Genomic DNA, 16,685 nt, shown 5'->3' on the forward strand with positions numbered 1-16,685 from the left:
GGATGCGGCGTCGCGCGTCAGGCGCCCGAGATCAGGCATGCACCCACACGTCTGTGCCGACGGGGGTCCAATCGAACAGCCACTTGGAGTCGGCGACGCTCATGTTCAAGCAGCCGTGGCTCATCGGCCGAACGCCGAACTCGTTGTGCCAGTAGGTGCCGTGGAAGCCTTCTGAGCCGTTGAAGTACATCACATACGGCACATTCGGCGTGTAGTAGTAAGGCGGCTCTGTGGTGTCCTCGTTCCCCATGTTCTGCGAGGTCAGCTTGACGTAGGTCTTGAATGTGCCCTGATCGGTCTCACTGCCCGCCTTGCCCGGCGAGACCGGGAACGTCTTCACGACCTTGTCGTTCTCGATGGCGTACGCCTGCAGCTTGCCGAGGTCGACTTCGAGGCGCCGTTCGAGCGTGGTGATCTCCGCTTCGACCGTGTCGACGTCGAGTGTGAGAGAGCCTTCGCCGGATTCGAGGTTCTTCGCGTACTTCGCGGCGACGCCGTCGATGCTGTTGACCTTCCAGCCGTCCTGACCTTCGCCGCCGTCGAGCACGGTGCCCGCAGTGTCGACGATCTGCGTGACGTTCTGCGCCTCGCGGTCGATCTTCTCCGGGAGCGCATCGACGACCTTCTGGATCCTCGCGGTGTCGGCTGCGATGGCGAAGCCGCCCTCGCCGTCCGGGGCGACGTCGAGCCAGGAGCCGAGCTGCTTCATGCTGACGGGCACGGCGCGTTCGTCCTCGACGTAGAAGCCGGCGTTCTCCGCCATCTCGTTGAGTGCAGCGGCCTGTGTCTTCGCCGCATCGGTGCTCGTGGTCGCGGGGACCTCGACGGAGTCGGCCGAGACGGTGATGCCGCCGTCGCCTGCGACGAGCGCAGTGCTGAGGTCGGCCGCGAGGGCGTCGAGGTCGGGGCCGGAGCCGGGCTCCGCCGCAACGGCGACGAACGAACCGTCGGAGAACTCGACCTCGGCGTCGACCGGTTCGACGAAGAGGCCGGGTGCCTTCTCCTTGAGGTTCTCGATCGCCGTGTCGCTGTCGATCGTGACAGTGGGTGCGTACGGGTCCTGCGGGTTCCAATCCGAGATCTTCCACAGCGGGTGGTCCTCGAACGCCCTGGCGGCAGCCTCTTCGGCATCGACCTGGGCACCGAGATCCTCGCCGGTGACCTCGACGCCGTCGATGGAGATCGTCGCGTCGTCGACGCGCTGCTCGATCGCCTGCGCCGCGGTGCCTGCCGTGTGGAAACCGACGGGCGCACCTGCCACGGCGACCCCCGGTGCGATCAGCACGAGGGAGGCGGCGAAGGCGCCAGCGACGAGCAGTCCGCCGGGAATGCCGATGCCGAGCCACAGGCCGGTGCGGCGCTTGCGGCGCGGTTTGTCCTCGGTCACGTCGGTGACCTCGACGGACTCGATCGGTGCGGTTCCACCGTCAGTCATTGGTTGTACCCCCTGGGCCGCTGAAATCGGAAAATGCACGGTCCTCGTCCGATTCTAATTCGGCGGATTGGGAATACCCCGGCCAGTCATCACAATGCGGAAACGATCGTGAGGTAGATGGTGCGGGAAGAAGGCGCCGGTCGCAGTGCCCGATGCCGAGCAGATGCAAGGATGGAACGAATCCCCCCCGATGAACGGAGTCGTGCAGATGGCAGAGGTCGTGATCGTTGCAGACGAGGAGTCAGGCGGTCGGTTGGCAGCCGAGGCCATCGCGCGCCTTGTGCGCGGAAAGCCGGATGCCGTGCTCGGCCTGGCGACGGGATCGACTCCGCTGCCGGTGTATCGGGCGCTGCGCGATGAGTTCTCCGGGGCCGACGTCTCACGGGTGCGCGGCTTCGCCCTCGACGAGTACGTGGGCCTCGCTCCGGAGCATCCGGAGAGCTACCGCTCCGTCATCACGCGCGAGGTGGTCGAGCCGCTCGGTCTCGACCCTCGGCGCGTGCGGGTGCCCGACGGCACGGCGAGCGAGGTCGAGCGGGCGGCGGCCGAGTACGACGAGGCGATCGCCGCAGCGGGCGGCGTCGACGTGCAGCTGCTCGGAATCGGCACCGATGGCCACATCGGCTTCAACGAGCCCGGCTCATCGTTCGCGTCGCGCACACGGGTCAAGACGCTGACCAGGCAGACTCGTGAGGACAACGCGCGCTTCTTCGCGTCGCCGGATGACGTGCCGAGGCACTGCGTGACACAGGGGCTCGGCACGATCCTCGAGGCGCGCCACCTGGTGCTGCTCGCGTTCGGCGCGGGCAAGGCCGAGGCAGTCGCAGGCGCCGTCGAGGGGCCGGTCACCGCGTCGCTGCCGGGCTCCGCCGTTCAGCTGCACCCGCACGTCACGGTGATCGTCGACGAGCCGGCGGCCGGCGCCCTCCGCTTCGCGGACTACTACCGCTACACCTACGACAACAAGCCGACTTGGCAGGGCCTGTAGGCGTCGGGGCCTCTCTGCCCCGTCACAGCGCGGCGACCGCGAGCGATCTCACGATGCCCGCCATGCCGAGCAGCACTGCGTCAGGACCGTTGGCCCCCGGCATCACTGCGCACAGCCGCCCGGAGACGAGGCTGCGCTGATCCCGGATGGCAGTCTGCGCGGCCTCGGCGATGATGGCGACGTCGAGTTCGCGCGGCCCGTCGATGATGACTCTCGGCACGTCGAGCATTGCGACGGCCGGAGTGAGCGTCTGCCCGATGAGCGCACCGATCTGGCGCTGGGTCGCTTCCAGCAGCGCAGCGGCTTCCGGATGATCCGGCAGCTGATCGCGCAGCCGGTCGGTCGTGCGCAGCAGTGACTGCACCGATTCCTCGACGGTGGCGGACTCATCGGTGGCCGGAGCAGTGTGCACGTGCGCGAACTCGCCTGCTGCGAAGCTGGCGCCGCGCACCAGCTGTCCGCCGACGAAAGCGGCGCCGCCGAGTCCGGCGCCGACTCTGACCAGCAGCAGGTCATCGTTGTGCTGCGGGTCGAGTTCCGAGACGATTGCGGCGTTCGCGTCGTTCTCGACGCGCGTCGGCACGGAGAAGCGCTCCCTGACGATCTCCGCGAGTGCGAGCCTGCGCCAGCCCAGGTTCGTCGACTCGAGCACGACGCCCGAGTCGTCGACGATGCCGGGCGTGCCGATGCCGATGCCGCCGATCGGCACGGCTGTCGAATCCGCCAGTTGAGCGACGAGGCCCAGCACCTGCGCGACGGCGCCGTCGCCGCGGACGTTCCCGTCGACGACGGCGTGCCGGAGCTCTGAACCGTCGAGCGCCAGCAGCGAGCCGTGGAACTCGCCGGGCTGGCTCAGGTCGACGGCGATGGTCGTGAAGACATCCGGATTGATGGCGAGCAGCGTTGCCGGCTTGCCAGGGCGACCCGCCGTCGCCCGCGATCCCGTCTCGACGATGATGCCGTCGGAGACGAGCCCTGCGACCAGCTCGGAGACGGTGATGCGCGACAAGCCGGTGATGCGCGCGACATCGGCCCTGCTGACGTCGCGTGAGCGCAGCACCGTCTGGATGACGAGGGTGCGGTTGTGCGTGCGCGCATCGGTCGGCAGCAGCTTCGTCGCGAGCCGGGGGTCGGCGCTCCTGCGAGCCATGTCCGTCGTCCTTCCGCTCGTCTTCGAGACCATTCTGCAAATAACCTATACCGAACTGCACGCCACTGACCTCGACGAAAGGCGCTTCTGTGATTCCCCAGCCCGTCTCCATGACGACATCCGATTCCGTCTATGTGCTCGACGCGAGCTGCACGATCAGCGCATCGGGTGACGCTGAGGCTGCGGGGGCGCTTCTCGCGCAGCGCCTGCGCACGGCCTGCGCCCTTCCGGCGCCGGTGACGACGACGCCGGGGGAGAGCATCGACATCCGGATCGACCGGGCGCTGCCCGCTGAGCACTATGCGGTGAGCGTGGACACCGACGGCGTGGTCGTGCGCGGGGGCGACGCGGCGGGCGCGCTGCACGGCGCGCAGACGCTGTTGCAGCTCCTTCCGCCCGATGTGCACCGCTCCGCGCCGATCGGTCGCGCGGTGTGGTCGCTCCCGTGCGTCGAGATCGTCGACGGCCCCCGGATGCGCTGGCGCGGCGTCATGCTCGACGTGGCGCGCCACTTCTTCGCCCCGCGGGAGATCCGGCGTCTGATCGATCTGCTCGCGATGCACAAGCTGAACGTGCTGCACCTGCATCTCACCGACGACCAGGGCTGGCGGGTGCAGATCGACAAGCACCCGGCGCTGACGGAGATCGGCGGGTGGCGGCCGCGTTCGCAGGTCGGCCATCGCTCGGGCGGCGTGTCAGACGCGAGGCCCCACGGCGGCTTCTACTCCCGCGACGACCTCCGCGAGATCGTCGCCTACGCCGAGCTCCGCGGCGTGCTGGTCGTTCCCGAGATCGATCTGCCGGGTCACGTCGGTGCAGCCGTCGCCGCCTATCCAGAGCTCGGCATTCCGGGTCGTGCTCCCGCCGAGGTGCCGGGAGGATGGGGCATCGGCAGCCACGTGCTGAACATGCGGGAATCGACCGTGGCGTTCTGCTGCGATGTTCTCGACGAACTTGTCGACATCTTCCCCAGCGAGGTCATCGGCATCGGCTCCGACGAGTGCCCGACCGAGCCGTGGCAGAACGATCCGGAGTCCGTCGCGCGCGCGGCGGAACTCGGGCTGGGGTCGGTCGCGGAGCTGCAGGGCTGGTTCGTCTCTCGGCTGGAGGCGCACCTCGCCGCCCTCGGGCGTCGTGCGATGGGCTGGGAGGAGGTGCTCGACGGGCCGCCGTCGCGCGCCGACACGCTCGTCACCGCGTGGCGCGGTTCGCGCGCCGTCGCCCGTGCCGCCGAGGCAGGCCTCGACGTCGTCTCAGCAGCCGACACCTCCGTCTACCTCGACTACCGGCAATCGGACGATGCGGATGAGCCGATTCCGATCGGCACGATCGTCGACGTGGACACCGTGCTCGCCTTCGACCCGATGCCCGACGGGCTCTCGGACGAGGCGGCGCCGCATGTGCTCGGCGGCCAGGCGAATCTGTGGACGGAGCACGTCGACGACCCGCGCATGGTCGACTTCTACGCCTTCCCGAGGGTATCCGCCCTCGCCGAAGCGCTGTGGCGGGGGCCTGGCGATCCGGATGAGTTCGCCCCGCGCCTCGACGAGCATCTGGAGCGGCTGAGAGCGGCCGGCGTCGAGTTCCGCCCGCTGGAGGGGCCGGCACCTTGGCAGCGACGCCCCGACGCGCAGGGTTCGCCCAAGTCGCTGGCGCAGCGGGAAGCGGAGCTGAACCGTCTGATCGACTCGGGTCACACGCCCGTCACAATGGAATAAGGGGGCGCACGCCCGGCGGTCACACGATCTGCACGTGGCCCGGCAGCGGGTCCGGGTGCTCGCGGAGTCGATCGGCGAGGGCGATCGCCCCGTCGAGAGGGGAGCCGAGTGCCCGTACGATCTCGACGCCCGGCCGCGCCGATCGAACGCGGGTGAGCAGCGGATCGGTGATGCGGTGGGCGCGAGCCAGGCCGCCGGTCAGGGTGACGCGCTCCGGGACGTCGTCGGCGAGTGCGGCCAGCAGCGTCACGGCCAGGTGCGATGCGGCGTCGTCGAGGATCCTCGCAGCCTGGGCGTCGTCGTCTGCGGCTTCGACGACGTGCGGCACGAGGGCGCCGAAGATCCTGGCGCGGTCGACCGCGGGGTAGACGGCGGCGGGCCAGTCGACCAGATCCCCGAACGCCGCGGTCGCGACATCGGCGAGCCCCGGGGCGTCGTCGCGCCTGCCGTCGAGGTGCTCTGCCGCGGCGCGCAGCGCCTCCATGCCGATCCAGGCGCCTGAGCCGAGGTCGCCGAGCAGGTGGCCCCATCCGTCGACGCGATGCCATGCGTCTGCGAGGTCGGTGCCGAGCGCGATCGATCCGGTGCCTGCCGCGAGCACGGCGCCGGGGGTTCCGCCGAGGGCCCCGAGGTGTGCGGTGACGATGTCGGAGGTCACGATCGCCCGATCGGTCCCGAACGCACCGCGCGCCGCGTCTTCGAGCGCGGGCGGCCCCTCGGCGTGGGTCGTGAGCCCGGCCGCACCGATGGCGACTGCGGCGATCGGGACGCCGTCCGCCATGCGCGCGGCGTGCTCGCCCATCACGGTCACCGCTGCGCGCGGGTCGGCTGCGACGACGGACGCGGCCAGCTCCGGCAGATCATGCCGTGCCGAGATCGAGCCGCCCAGCGCGATCCGAGTGCCCGATCCTCCGACATCGATGCCGACGAGAATCATGCGCGCATCGCCTCCCGCACGGAGCCGCCCGCTGCCCGCAGTCGCCGGCGCGCCTCGTCGGCCGGCACGTCGGCGAACGACATCACGATCGCGGTCTTCACCTCGCCGTCGGCGTCGCGCAGCAGGGACTCGGCGGGTGCGGGATCCGAGCCGGTCGCCTCGCAGAGGATCCGCACGGAGCGCTCGCGCAGCTTGCGGTTCGTCGCCACGACGGAGACCATCAGGTTCGACCACGTGCGCCCGACGGCGACCATGAGCGCGGTCGAGAAGCCGTTCAGCACGAGCTTGGCCGCTGTGCCCGCTTTGAGGCGCGTCGAGCCGGTGACCACCTCGGCACCCGTATCGGTGACGATCTCGACATCCGCCAGAGCCGCAAGGGGGCTGTGCGGGTTGCTGGTCACGATCGCCGTCGCCGCGCTCCGCGCGCGTGCCGCCTCGAGCGCCGCGCGCACATAGGGGGTCGTGCCGCTCGCGGTCAGGCCGATCGCCACGTCGCCCGACGCGACGTCGGAAGCCGCTTCGGCGCCCTCCGCGTGCGAGTCCTCCGCGTTCTCCACTGCGCGGACGATTCCCTCATCGCCTCCCGCGATGTGCGCGACGATGCGGCCGGGCTCGAGGTCGAACGTCGGCAGCAGCTCCGCGGCGTCGAGCACGGCGAGGCGGCCGCTCGTCCCCGCACCGAAGTAGTGGATCCGTCCGCCGCGCCGGAAGCGCTCCGCCGCGAGGTCGACGAGCGCGGCCAGCTGGCCGAGCGCAGGTGCGACGGCGTCCACGGCGACACGATCCTGTGCGTGCAGCAGCTCGAGCACCTCACGGGTCGAGCGCGCATCGAGATCGCGGGACGCGTCGAGACGCGCCTCTGTCGGGAGCGGGGGTGAGAGCGGGTCCATCAGGCCTCTTCGCGAATCGGTGGACGGCGTGGCGGGTCGAGCGTGTGCAACGTACGTAACGAAGTCTTCACATACGAGTATTGCAAAGATGCCGAACTAACTGAATAATCTATTCGACAGCAGCGATACGCGACACCCGTCGCGCCGAACAATGGAGTTTCTATGCAGTCACGAATCATCAGGGCAGCGGCCATCGGCTCGATCGCCGTGCTCGGCCTCACCGCCTGCTCAGGCGGCGGCGAGAACGGCGGCTCGGAGGGCGGTTCCCTCGACGTCTGGATCATGCAGGGCACCAACCCCGACGCCGAGGCGTTCTTCGACGACGTCGCAACCGCCTTCAAGGAGGAGACCGGAGCCGACCTCAACGTCGACTTCGTGCAGTGGGGCGACGCGCACGACCGCTTCGTGACCTCGATCGCCGGCGGCACGACGCCGGATGTCGCGGAGACGGGCACGACGTGGACCGCCGAGTTCGCCGACGCGGGGGCGCTGGTGCCCCTCGAAGAGCACGTGGCGGACGCCGGCCTCTCGGACGATCTCGTCGAGGGTCTGGTCGAAGCCGGTACCTACGACGAGCAGCTCTACGGCATGCCGTGGTACGCGGGCGTCCGGTCGCTGATCTACCGTTCCGACATCTTCGAAGAGCTCGGCCTCGAGGCCCCGACCACGTGGCAGGAGATCGTCGACGCGGGCAGCGCCATCAAGGAGGCTCACCCCGACATGAACGCCTTCGCCGTGCCCGGCGGTGCGGAGTTCGTCACCTATCCGTGGGTGTGGGGAGCGGGCGGCGAGGTCGCGACGCTCGACGCAGACGCATGGACGTCTCAGATGAACAGCCCAGAGTCGGTCGAGGGCATCGAGTTCTTCACCGGCCTGCAGACGGAGCACGGCTTCTCATCGGCCGGAGCGACCACGTGGAACGAGGTCGCCGTGCTGGACAGCTTCACCGCGGGCGACACGGCGATGGCCGTGATGGGCTCGTGGACCCCGGCGACCATCGTCGAGCAGAACGCCGACCTGGACGGGAAGTTCGCCGCGGCGCCCATCCCCGCCAAGGACGGTGGGATCGCCCCGAGCGTGCTCGGCGGATCGCACCTGTCGATGTTCAACACGACGGACGACGAAGAGCTTGCCTTCGCCTTCATCGAGATGATGACGACGGGCGAGTTCGCCGACCAGTGGGCAAGCGAGACCGGGTACTTCCCCGGCCAGGCGTCGCTGCTGGACTCGGCTGTCTCCAGCGACGACCCGCTCGTGGCCCCGTTCGCGACGCAGTTCGTCGACGGCGGTGCAACGCTCCCCGTCACGCCGACCTTCGGCGCCGTTCAGGCGAAGCAGACCACCAACACGGCGATCCAGTCGATCCTCTCGGGCGACGCGTCAGCGCAGGACGCGCTGGACGCCGCTGCGGCCGAGATGACCGAGCTGCTGAACGCGGAGTGAGCGGACTCGCGTGACAGTGAACCTCTCCGCCCCCGCGTCTCGGCCGCTGGCCTCCGGCCCCAGGCCGAGACGCGGGCCCCTCGGGGCATCCGGCGCACGCAGACTGCGCCCGTGGCTCCTGCTCGCTCCCGCGCTGGCGGTGCTCGCGGTCCTGATGCTGTGGCCGCTCATCCGGGTCGTGCTGTTCTCTCTGCAGGAGTACGGGCTGCCCGAGATCGTCTCGGGCGAATCGAACTGGAACGCGGGGGCGAACTACGCCGAGCTGTTCACGAGCGAACAGCTGTGGCAGGTGGTGCTGCCCAACACGGTCGGGTTCGCCGCGCTGTGCGTGGCGTTCACCGTCGCGCTCGGGACGGGGGTCGCCGTGCTGATGGCGTCGCTCGGGCGCTTCTGGCGCACGGTCGTCGGCAGCGCCATCATGGTGGCGTGGGCGATGCCGGCCGTCACGGGAACCTACGTGTGGGTGTGGATCTTCGACGCGGACAGGGGCATCGTCAACCAGACGCTGATGGCGCTGGGGCTGATGGACGACCCGACGAACTGGTTCACCAACCGGTTCCTGTTCTACGCGGTCGCGATCCTCAACGTCGTGCACCACGGATTCCCGTTCGTCGCCGTCACGGTTCTCGCGGCGCTGCTCGGCATCTCGAAGGAGATGCTGGAGGCAGCCGAGGTCGACGGAGCAGGCCCGTGGCGCCGGTTCTGGCAGATCATCGTTCCCAACCTGCGCCAGGTGTTCACGGTCGTGATCATCCTGTCGACGATCTGGGACTTCAAAGCCTTCGCGCAGATATACCTGATGCCCGGCGGCTCCGGATCGAACCGCGACGTGCTCAATCTCGGCGTGTGGTCGTACGTCGAGTCGTTCGGCCAGAACAGATACGGCTTCGGGTCGGCGATCGCCGTCGTGCTGACGCTCCTGCTCGTTGTGATCACCGTGGTCTACGTGCGGTCGCTGATGAAGGAGGAGGAACTATGAGCCGCAACAGCTCGCGCCGCCGCACGTCGTCTGCGGTGAAGGCCGTACTCGTCGTGCTGCTGCTCGCGTTCACGCTGTTCCCCGCATGGTGGATGGTCTCCAGCGCGTTCACCGAGAATCCGGCGGCTCGCACGTCGATCGGCATCGAAGGGTTCACGCTCGAGCACTTCTCCTACGTGCTCACCGACGGCGGCTTCGGCGTCTTCCTGCGCAACTCCGCGATCGTGGCGCTGATCGTGGTCGCCGTGAGCGCACTGCTCGGCCTGCTCGCGAGCGTTGCGGTCGCCCGGTTCCGGTTCCGCTTCCGCACCGGTGTGCTGATGATGATCCTCATCGTGCAGATGGTGCCGCTGGAAGCGCTGGTGATCCCGCTGTTCGTGCAGGTGCGCGACCTCGGCATGCTGAACATGCTGCTCGGGCTCATCGTCGTCTACATCGCCCTGTCGCTCCCGTTCGGAATCTGGATGCTCCGCGGATTCGTCGCGGCCGTGCCCGTCGAGATCGAGGAGGCGGCATACCTCGACGGCGCCTCGTGGTGGCGCATGTTCCGGTCGGTGCTGCTGCCCCTGGTGATGCCGGGGCTGGTGGCGACCAGCATCTTCTCCTTCATCACCGCGTGGAACGAGTTCGTGTTCGCGCTGACGCTGCTCGGAGGGGAGACCGGCCAGTACACGGTCGCGATCGGTCTGCGCCAGTTCTTCGGCGAGCACTCCAACGAGTGGGGCGCGATCATGGCGGCCTCGACGGTGATCACCCTGCCGGTGATGATCTTCTTCGTCATCGTGCAGGGCAAGCTCTCCAGCGGCCTCGTCTCCGGATCGGTGAAGGGATGAGCGACCGTGCCCTCGAACGTCTCGTGAACGGTGTGCTGTGGCCGGGCTTCCTCGGTCGAGGCACACCGGACTGGGTGGCGCGCGAACGCGACGCGGGGCTCGCCGGGGTCGTGCTGTTCTCGCAGAACATCGGCGGCGACCCGGTCGACGCGACAGGCGGGTTCCTCGTCGGCATCGATGAAGAGGGCGGCACCGTCACGCGCATGGACTCCGCGCGCGGGTCGGATGCGCTCGGGGCCGGCCAGCTCGGCGCGATCGACGACGAGGGCGTGACCCGTCGGGCGGCGGCGGAACTCGCTCGTCTGTCAGCCGCATCCGGTGCCGACGTCGTCATCGCACCGGTAGCCGACGTCAACACCGACCCGCGCAACCCGGTCATCGGCACGCGCTCCTTCGGCGGGAGCCCCGACCTGGTCTCGCGCCATGTCGCCGCGACCGTGCGCGGCCTGCACGAGGCCGGTGCCGTCGCGGTGCCGAAGCACTTCCCCGGCCACGGCGACACGGCCGTCGACTCGCACCACGGGCTGCCGACGAGCGGAGCGAACGAGCAGGATCAGCGCGAGGTGCACCTCCCCCCGTTCGCCGCGGCGGTCGAGGCAGGGGCGATGGTCATCATGACCGCCCATCTGGTCGTTCCGGCGTGGGGTCCCGATCCCGCCACGGCGCAGCCGCGGGCGCTCGCCGAGCTACGCGGTCTCGGATTCACGGGCGTCATCGCCAGTGATGCGCTCGACATGGCGGCCATGCGCTCGCGTTACGGCGATGCCGCGCCGGTGCGCGCGCTCGCTGCGGGCTGCGACCTGCTGTGCGTCGGCAACCCGGCCAACCCCGGATCATCCGGTGACGACGAGGGCGACTTCCTCACCGCGCGCTCGGCCATCGTCGAGGCGGTGCGCACGGGCGAGCTGCCGGTCTCTCGCCTCGAGGACGCGGCGGGGCGCGTGGCGGCGCTGCGCGGATTCGCGCGAGAGCAGGCGTCGGTGCGTCGACCTGATGCGCCGCTTCCGGATGCGGATGTGCTGAGTCTCGCTCGCAGGGCGGCGATGGTGAGCGGTGCGAGCGCCGCGAACCCAGGGCCGCGCACCGTGATCGACGCGCGTGCGGCGGCGACGTGGGCGGTGAGTTCGACCGGCTCCCGCTACGCGGAGACCCTCGCACGCGGGGGAGCAGTGATCGACGCGGCGGAGGGCGCAGCGGCTGACGGCGCAGGCGCGGTCGTTCTCGTCGACCGCATCGCCGACGCCGACCAGCGCGGTGCCATCGCGCGCGCGGCCCGCCTCTGTCCCGGAGCCGTCGTGGTGAACCTCGGCGTCGACCCGGTCGACCCGGTACCCGTTCCCGCCGTGCACGTGCGAGCCGCGAGCCGCCTCGCCGTCCGTGCCGCCGACGAGATCCTCGCGGAGGGCTGGGGAAGTGAGGGCCGTCCGGGAGCCCCTTAGACGAACACCTTGCCGGGGTTCAGGATGCTCTGAGGGTCGAATGCGGCGACGATCCGGCGCTGCAGCTCCCACTGGTCGTCGCCGAGCTCCTCGGCGAGCCAGCGGGCCTTCAGAACGCCGATGCCGTGTTCGCCGGTGAGGGTTCCGCCGAGCCGGATGGCGGAGCGGAACAGGTCGCCAGCTGCGATCCAGATGTGCTCAGGCACGCTCTCGCCCTGGAAGACGAATGAGGGGTGCAGATTGCCGTCGCCCGCGTGCGCGATCGTGGGGATCCGCACGCCGTGCTCGCGCTCGACGCGGGCGATCTCGTCGAACATCTCCGCCAGCTTCGTGCGCGGCACCGAGACGTCCTCGATGAGCTGACTGCCGGTTGCGGCGATCGCCGGATTCGCCGCACGGCGCATCGCGAGCAGGCGCTCGCCCTCGGCCGCGTCTTCGGTGAGCGTCACGGCGCCGCCGGCGCGGCGCAGCACCTCTGCGATCGCCTCTGCCTCGTCGCGAGCCGCCCCGCCGTCGGTCTGCACGATCAGCTGCGACGCTCCCTTCTCCGGGGCGGCGAGCCCGAGGTGGGCGTGCGCGGCGGCGAGAGCCGTGGCGTCCATCAGCTCCATCACCGATGGCTGCACGCCGCTGGCAGTGACGGCGGATGCCGCGGTTGCGGCATCGCGCACGCTGGCGAAGGCCGCGGCAGCGGTGCACACGCTCCCCGGCACAACTGGTCGCAGCTTGAGCGTCGCGCCGACGACGACGCCGAGCCTGCCCTCTGAACCGATCATGAGGGAGGTGAGATCGAGCCCGGTCACGCCCTTGACGCTGCGGCGGCCCATCCGGATCAGCCGTCCGTCGGCGAGCACGACGTCGAGGCCGAGCACCGCATCGCGCACGACGCCGTACTTCGCGCAGAGCAGTCCGCCCGCGCCGGTGGCGATGTTGCCGCCCACTGTGGAGATGTCACGGCTGGCGGGATCGGGCGCCCACCACAGGCCGTGGTCGGCGAGCTGCGTGTTCAGGTCGGCGTTGATGATTCCGGGTTCGACCACGGCGAGGCGGTCGTCGGCGGAGATCTCCAGCACGCGCGTCATGCGTCTGGTCGACAGTGCGATCTGCCCCTCGCCCGCGTTGGCGGCACCGGCGAGCCCGGTCAGCGCTCCCTGCGGCACGACGGGCGTGCCGGTCGCGGTCGCGATTCGAAGCGTCGCCTGCACGTCCGCAGCCGACTCGGCGTGCACGACGGCCAGGGGAGCGCCGGATGAGATATGGCCGGACCGGTCGGCGCGGGCGGCTCGGAGCACGTCGGGGCGGGTGTCGACCCTGTCGTCGAGTGCTTCGCGGAGCAGAGCGAGAACGTCGGTCATGCCAGCGACCGCAGCCGGTGCGTCAGCCCGACGGCGACGGCGACCACGCCGAAGCCGAGACCGAACCACGGCAGGTCGAGGTTCCACAGCGCGATCGTCGCACCGAGGAAGACCATCAGCTCGACGACGATCCGGATGAACGGATGCACGGTGAAGACGGCCTTGGGCGAGACGAACAGGGCCCACAGCAGGATGCCGATGGCGGGGGCGACCAGACCGAACACGATGTTCCACGCGAAGGGCCACGCGAGGAACCCCCACAGTGCGAGGAACGCGAACGCGGCCAGCTCCGTGAGCACGCGCAGGACGTCGAGGATGGTTATGCGCCTGGTCGGCTGCGCGGATGCGGAGTTCGCCATGCCCCCAGTTTAGGAGCCGTTCCCTGCACCCCGCGCCCAGCTCGCGAACTGCGCACTTCTCGTCGAGATGCGCCGCTATTCACGCGATTCTGTCGAAGAAGTGCGCATCTCGGCGGTGGTCGATCCGACGCTCTCTCCTTCAGGCAGCAGGCGATGCCCGTACTCACGCAGGAAGTCCTGTCTGTCCATCGTCTGCACCAGATGTCGCTGCTGGCGCAGTCCGATGATCAGCGAGACGAGCATGACGCAGACCAGGATGAAGATCGGCAGACCGACCACCGTGATGACCTGTCGCAGCGCGCTGAGGCCGGCTTCTCCGCCCACCACGATGAGAGTTGCCGCCACGGCGCCCTCGACGATCGCCCAGAAGATGCGCTGCCGAACCGGTCCGCCCTTGTCGTCGCCGGAGCACAGCATGTCGACGACGAGCGAGGCGGAGTCGGACGACGTAGCGAAGAACAGCGCGACGATCACGACGGCGATGCCTTGCATCAGCTCCGTCACAGGGAAATCGTCGAGCAGCGCGAAGATCGCCAGCGCCTCGTTCTCGGCGACGGCCTCAGCGATCGGGCCGCCGGCGCCGCCGATGCCGTCGGACTCCATCGCCGCCCAGCCGAAGACGACGAACCACACCAGTGTGAACAGCGAAGGGGCGACCAGCACGCCGCCGACGAACTGTCGGATGGTGCGGCCGCGCGAGATGCGTGCCAGGAACACGCCCATGAAGGGAGCCCACGTGACCGTCCACGCCCAGTAGAACACCGTCCAGATACCCTGCCACCCCCAGCCCTCCGGGGTGAATTCGGCCATGGCGTCGTTCCAGAACGACAGCTGCACCAGCGAGCTGGCGTAGTTGCCCGCGCTCTCGACGAGCTGGCGCAGGATGAAGATGATGTCGGAGAAGAACAGGATGAACAGCATCAGGCAGACGGCGCCGATGATGTTCACGTTCGACAGGATCTTCACACCCCGGTCGAGCCCGACCGCGACCGAGATGGTGGCGACGACGGTGAGCACGGTGATCACGCCGACCTTCACCCACACCGAATCGGCGATGCCCCACAGCGAGGTCAGTCCGGCGTTGATCTGAGAGGTGCCCAGCCCCAGCGAGACGGCGAGCCCGAACACCGTGCCGAGCACGGCGAACACGTCGATCGCCTTGCCGATCGGGCCGGAGATCCGCTCCTTCAGGATCGGATAGAACACGGAGGACACCCGCATCGGCAGGTTGTACCGATAGATGAAGAAGCCGAACGCGAGCCCCGGCAGCGTGAAGATCGCCCAGGTGTGCAGGCTGAGGTGGTACAGCGAGATGTTCATCGCGTCCTCTGCGGCGTCCTGGCTGAACGGCGCGGCCCCTTCGAGGGGCGGAGAGGCGAAGTGCGACATCGGCTCGGCGACACCCCAGAACATCAGCACGGTGCCGATGCCGCCGGCGAACAGCATCGCGAACCACGACAGGTTCGAGTACACCGGTCGCTCGTCGTCCTTGCCGAGCCGCAGCTTTCCGAACCTGCTCAGGGCGATCCAGATCAGGAAGACCAGCCACACGGTCACGCCCAGGATGAAGAACCACCCGAGCTGGGTCACGATCCAGTCCCGCGCCGCGAAGAACGTGGCGCCGACCCAGTCCGTGAATATGAGGAAGATCGCGAGCAGGAGCACGACCATGCCTGCGGACCAGAAGAAGATGTGCGGGTTGGTCTTCAACCCCAATCGTTGCGCCAGCTTCTCCATGCGATCACTGCCTCCGATCCGGCGCCGTCGCCCACATCCAGTGACTACGTCGACGCATACCGATGTTCGTGTGCGTGACAGAATGCCGCAAAGCGACGGTCTGCGCTACTGTTCGGCGTCATCGGATCCGGAGCCGCCCCGTCCACGCCCAGCTCGCGAGATGCGCACTTCTCGTCGAGATGCGCCGCTCTGGACGTGGATTCGTCGGAGAAGTGCGCGTCTCGGCGGAGGCCCGTGGGCACAAAAAGACTCTCCGCGTACCCGGCAGAGCCCGGTTACCCTTGCTACGTTTCCGTCCTGGGGGAGTTGGCCTGGATGCCGTCACGCGGAGAGCTGAGACAAGTCTAACGGACGTCGCAACGGCACGCACACGGTGTGTTGCCGCGCAGGCCCGGATGTCGCCGGTCGCGGATAGGCTGGCAAGTGCCAGGCCGTGACGGAGAGGCGACATGCAGGAGAACGCGATGGAAGCCTCGGAGTTCCACGAGAAGACGGGGCGCATCCTCGATGCGATGCACCGCGTCATCGACGGCAAGGACGAAGCCATCCGGCGCTCACTCGTCGCGCTGCTCGCCGAAGGGCACCTTCTCGTCGAGGATGTGCCGGGCGTCGGCAAGACCATGCTGGCGCGAGCGCTCGCCGCAGCGATCGCCGCCGATGCGCGGCGCATCCAATTCACACCCGACCTGCTGCCGGGCGACGTGACGGGTGTGAGCGTGTTCAGCCCGGCGACGGGAGCGTTCGAGTTCTCGCGCGGTGCGGTCTTCGCCAACATCGTCATCGCGGACGAGATCAACCGCTCATCGCCGAAGACGCAGTCCGCGCTGCTGGAGGCGATGGAGGAGCGCCAGGTCTCGATCGACGGCACGACGCACGAGCTGCCTGCTCCGTTCGTCGTCGTCGCCACGCAGAACCCGATCGAGATGGACGGCACGTACGCGCTGCCGGAGGCCCAGCTCGACCGCTTCATGATCCGCATCTCGATGGGCTACCCGGACGCCGACGCCGAGCAGCTCATGCTGCGTCAGCGCGACACGCGCGACCCGCTCGACGACCTGCGCCCCGTCGTCACACTCGACGGCGTCATCCGGCTCATCGACTTCGCCAGGCGCGTGCACGTGTCGCCGCTCATAGAGCAGTATGCGGTCGCCCTCGTGCGGGCGACGCGCGAGCATCCGGATCTGCGTCTCGGAGCGAGCCCGCGCGCGACGCTTCAGCTCGTGCGCGCGGCGAAGGCCGCAGCGGCGTTGGAAGGGCGCGACTACGTGATCCCGGATGATGTGGCGGGGTTGGCATCGGCCGTGCTCTCGCATCGGCTCATCCCGAACGCACACGCGGGAGCGAAGTCCTTCGACGCGGCGGCGCGCATCGTCGACGACGTCGTGCGAAGGGTGCCGGTGCCCTTGGCGGGCGGCTGAGGCC

Annotated in this window: 14 protein-coding genes and 1 other RNA gene; 7 read left to right on the forward strand and 8 right to left on the reverse strand. The window is 69.1% G+C overall.

Annotated elements, in window-relative coordinates; all coding sequences use genetic code 11:
* Positions 1-31: 31 nt before the first annotated feature.
* A complete protein-coding gene (locus DZG09_RS15810; protein ID WP_119698717.1) occupies positions 32-1,435 on the reverse strand; it encodes a L,D-transpeptidase family protein in 1,404 nt (467 codons plus the stop codon).
* Positions 1,436-1,643: 208 nt separating this feature from the next.
* On the opposite strand from DZG09_RS15810, the gene nagB reads away from it, so the two are divergent.
* The gene (gene nagB / locus DZG09_RS15815; RefSeq protein WP_119698805.1) at positions 1,644-2,423 is read left to right on the forward strand and encodes a glucosamine-6-phosphate deaminase; all 780 of its coding nucleotides are present in this window, start codon (positions 1,644-1,646) and stop codon (positions 2,421-2,423) included.
* A gap of 22 nt (positions 2,424-2,445) precedes the next feature.
* Here nagB and DZG09_RS15820 read toward each other — a convergent pair whose 3' ends face one another.
* Complete coding sequence (locus DZG09_RS15820; protein WP_162893363.1) at positions 2,446-3,573, reverse strand: ROK family transcriptional regulator; 1,128 nt, start codon at positions 3,571-3,573, stop codon at positions 2,446-2,448.
* A gap of 89 nt (positions 3,574-3,662) precedes the next feature.
* Between DZG09_RS15820 and DZG09_RS15825 the strand changes: the two genes are divergently transcribed.
* Entirely contained in the window at positions 3,663-5,291 is a 1,629-nt protein-coding gene (locus DZG09_RS15825; RefSeq protein ID WP_162893364.1) for a beta-N-acetylhexosaminidase, read from the forward strand.
* Between the two features lie 19 nt (positions 5,292-5,310).
* Here DZG09_RS15825 and DZG09_RS15830 read toward each other — a convergent pair whose 3' ends face one another.
* A complete protein-coding gene (locus tag DZG09_RS15830; protein WP_119698720.1) occupies positions 5,311-6,228 on the reverse strand; it encodes an N-acetylglucosamine kinase in 918 nt (305 codons plus the stop codon).
* Positions 6,225-7,118, reverse strand: a complete 894-nt coding sequence (locus DZG09_RS15835; RefSeq protein WP_119698721.1) for an N-acetylmuramic acid 6-phosphate etherase — start codon at positions 7,116-7,118, stop codon at positions 6,225-6,227. The genes DZG09_RS15830 and DZG09_RS15835 overlap by 4 nt, the downstream gene beginning before the upstream one ends.
* Positions 7,119-7,280: 162 nt before the next feature.
* Between DZG09_RS15835 and DZG09_RS15840 the strand changes: the two genes are divergently transcribed.
* Genes DZG09_RS15840 through DZG09_RS15855 form a run of 4 tightly spaced genes read left to right on the forward strand, consistent with a single transcriptional unit; the run spans position 7,281 to position 11,812 of the window.
* Positions 7,281-8,561: a sugar ABC transporter substrate-binding protein gene (locus tag DZG09_RS15840; RefSeq protein ID WP_119698722.1), complete on the forward strand. Its 1,281-nt coding sequence runs from the start codon at positions 7,281-7,283 to the stop codon at positions 8,559-8,561.
* 16 nt (positions 8,562-8,577) lie between these two features.
* Entirely contained in the window at positions 8,578-9,540 is a 963-nt protein-coding gene (locus DZG09_RS15845) for a carbohydrate ABC transporter permease (RefSeq protein ID WP_420845913.1), read from the forward strand.
* The gene (locus DZG09_RS15850) at positions 9,537-10,373 is read left to right on the forward strand and encodes a carbohydrate ABC transporter permease (protein ID WP_119698724.1); all 837 of its coding nucleotides are present in this window, start codon (positions 9,537-9,539) and stop codon (positions 10,371-10,373) included. Before DZG09_RS15845 ends, DZG09_RS15850 begins: the two co-directional genes overlap by 4 nt.
* Positions 10,370-11,812: a glycoside hydrolase family 3 N-terminal domain-containing protein gene (locus tag DZG09_RS15855; protein WP_119698725.1), complete on the forward strand. Its 1,443-nt coding sequence runs from the start codon at positions 10,370-10,372 to the stop codon at positions 11,810-11,812. The genes DZG09_RS15850 and DZG09_RS15855 overlap by 4 nt, the downstream gene beginning before the upstream one ends.
* Here DZG09_RS15855 and DZG09_RS15860 read toward each other — a convergent pair.
* The 4 genes from DZG09_RS15860 to ffs form a co-directional block, all read right to left on the reverse strand.
* On the reverse strand, positions 11,809-13,167 hold the full coding sequence (locus tag DZG09_RS15860; protein WP_119698726.1) for an FAD-binding oxidoreductase: 1,359 nt from the start codon (positions 13,165-13,167) through the stop codon (positions 11,809-11,811). The genes DZG09_RS15855 and DZG09_RS15860 overlap by 4 nt on opposite strands.
* The gene (locus DZG09_RS15865) at positions 13,164-13,526 is read right to left on the reverse strand and encodes a YrdB family protein (protein ID WP_119698727.1); all 363 of its coding nucleotides are present in this window, start codon (positions 13,524-13,526) and stop codon (positions 13,164-13,166) included. Before DZG09_RS15865 ends, DZG09_RS15860 begins: the two co-directional genes overlap by 4 nt.
* Positions 13,527-13,601: 75 nt before the next feature.
* Complete coding sequence (locus DZG09_RS15870; protein ID WP_119698728.1) at positions 13,602-15,263, reverse strand: BCCT family transporter; 1,662 nt, start codon at positions 15,261-15,263, stop codon at positions 13,602-13,604.
* Positions 15,264-15,504: 241 nt separating this feature from the next.
* An RNA gene (ffs, locus tag DZG09_RS15875) (signal recognition particle sRNA small type) lies at positions 15,505-15,601 on the reverse strand.
* Between the two features lie 111 nt (positions 15,602-15,712).
* Here ffs and DZG09_RS15880 point away from each other — a divergent pair.
* A complete protein-coding gene (locus DZG09_RS15880; RefSeq protein WP_119698729.1) occupies positions 15,713-16,681 on the forward strand; it encodes an AAA family ATPase in 969 nt (322 codons plus the stop codon).
* Positions 16,682-16,685: the final 4 nt, after the last annotated feature.

The organism is Microbacterium halotolerans, from assembly GCF_003569805.1.
Taxonomy (GTDB): Bacteria; Actinomycetota; Actinomycetes; order Actinomycetales; family Microbacteriaceae; genus Microbacterium; species Microbacterium halotolerans.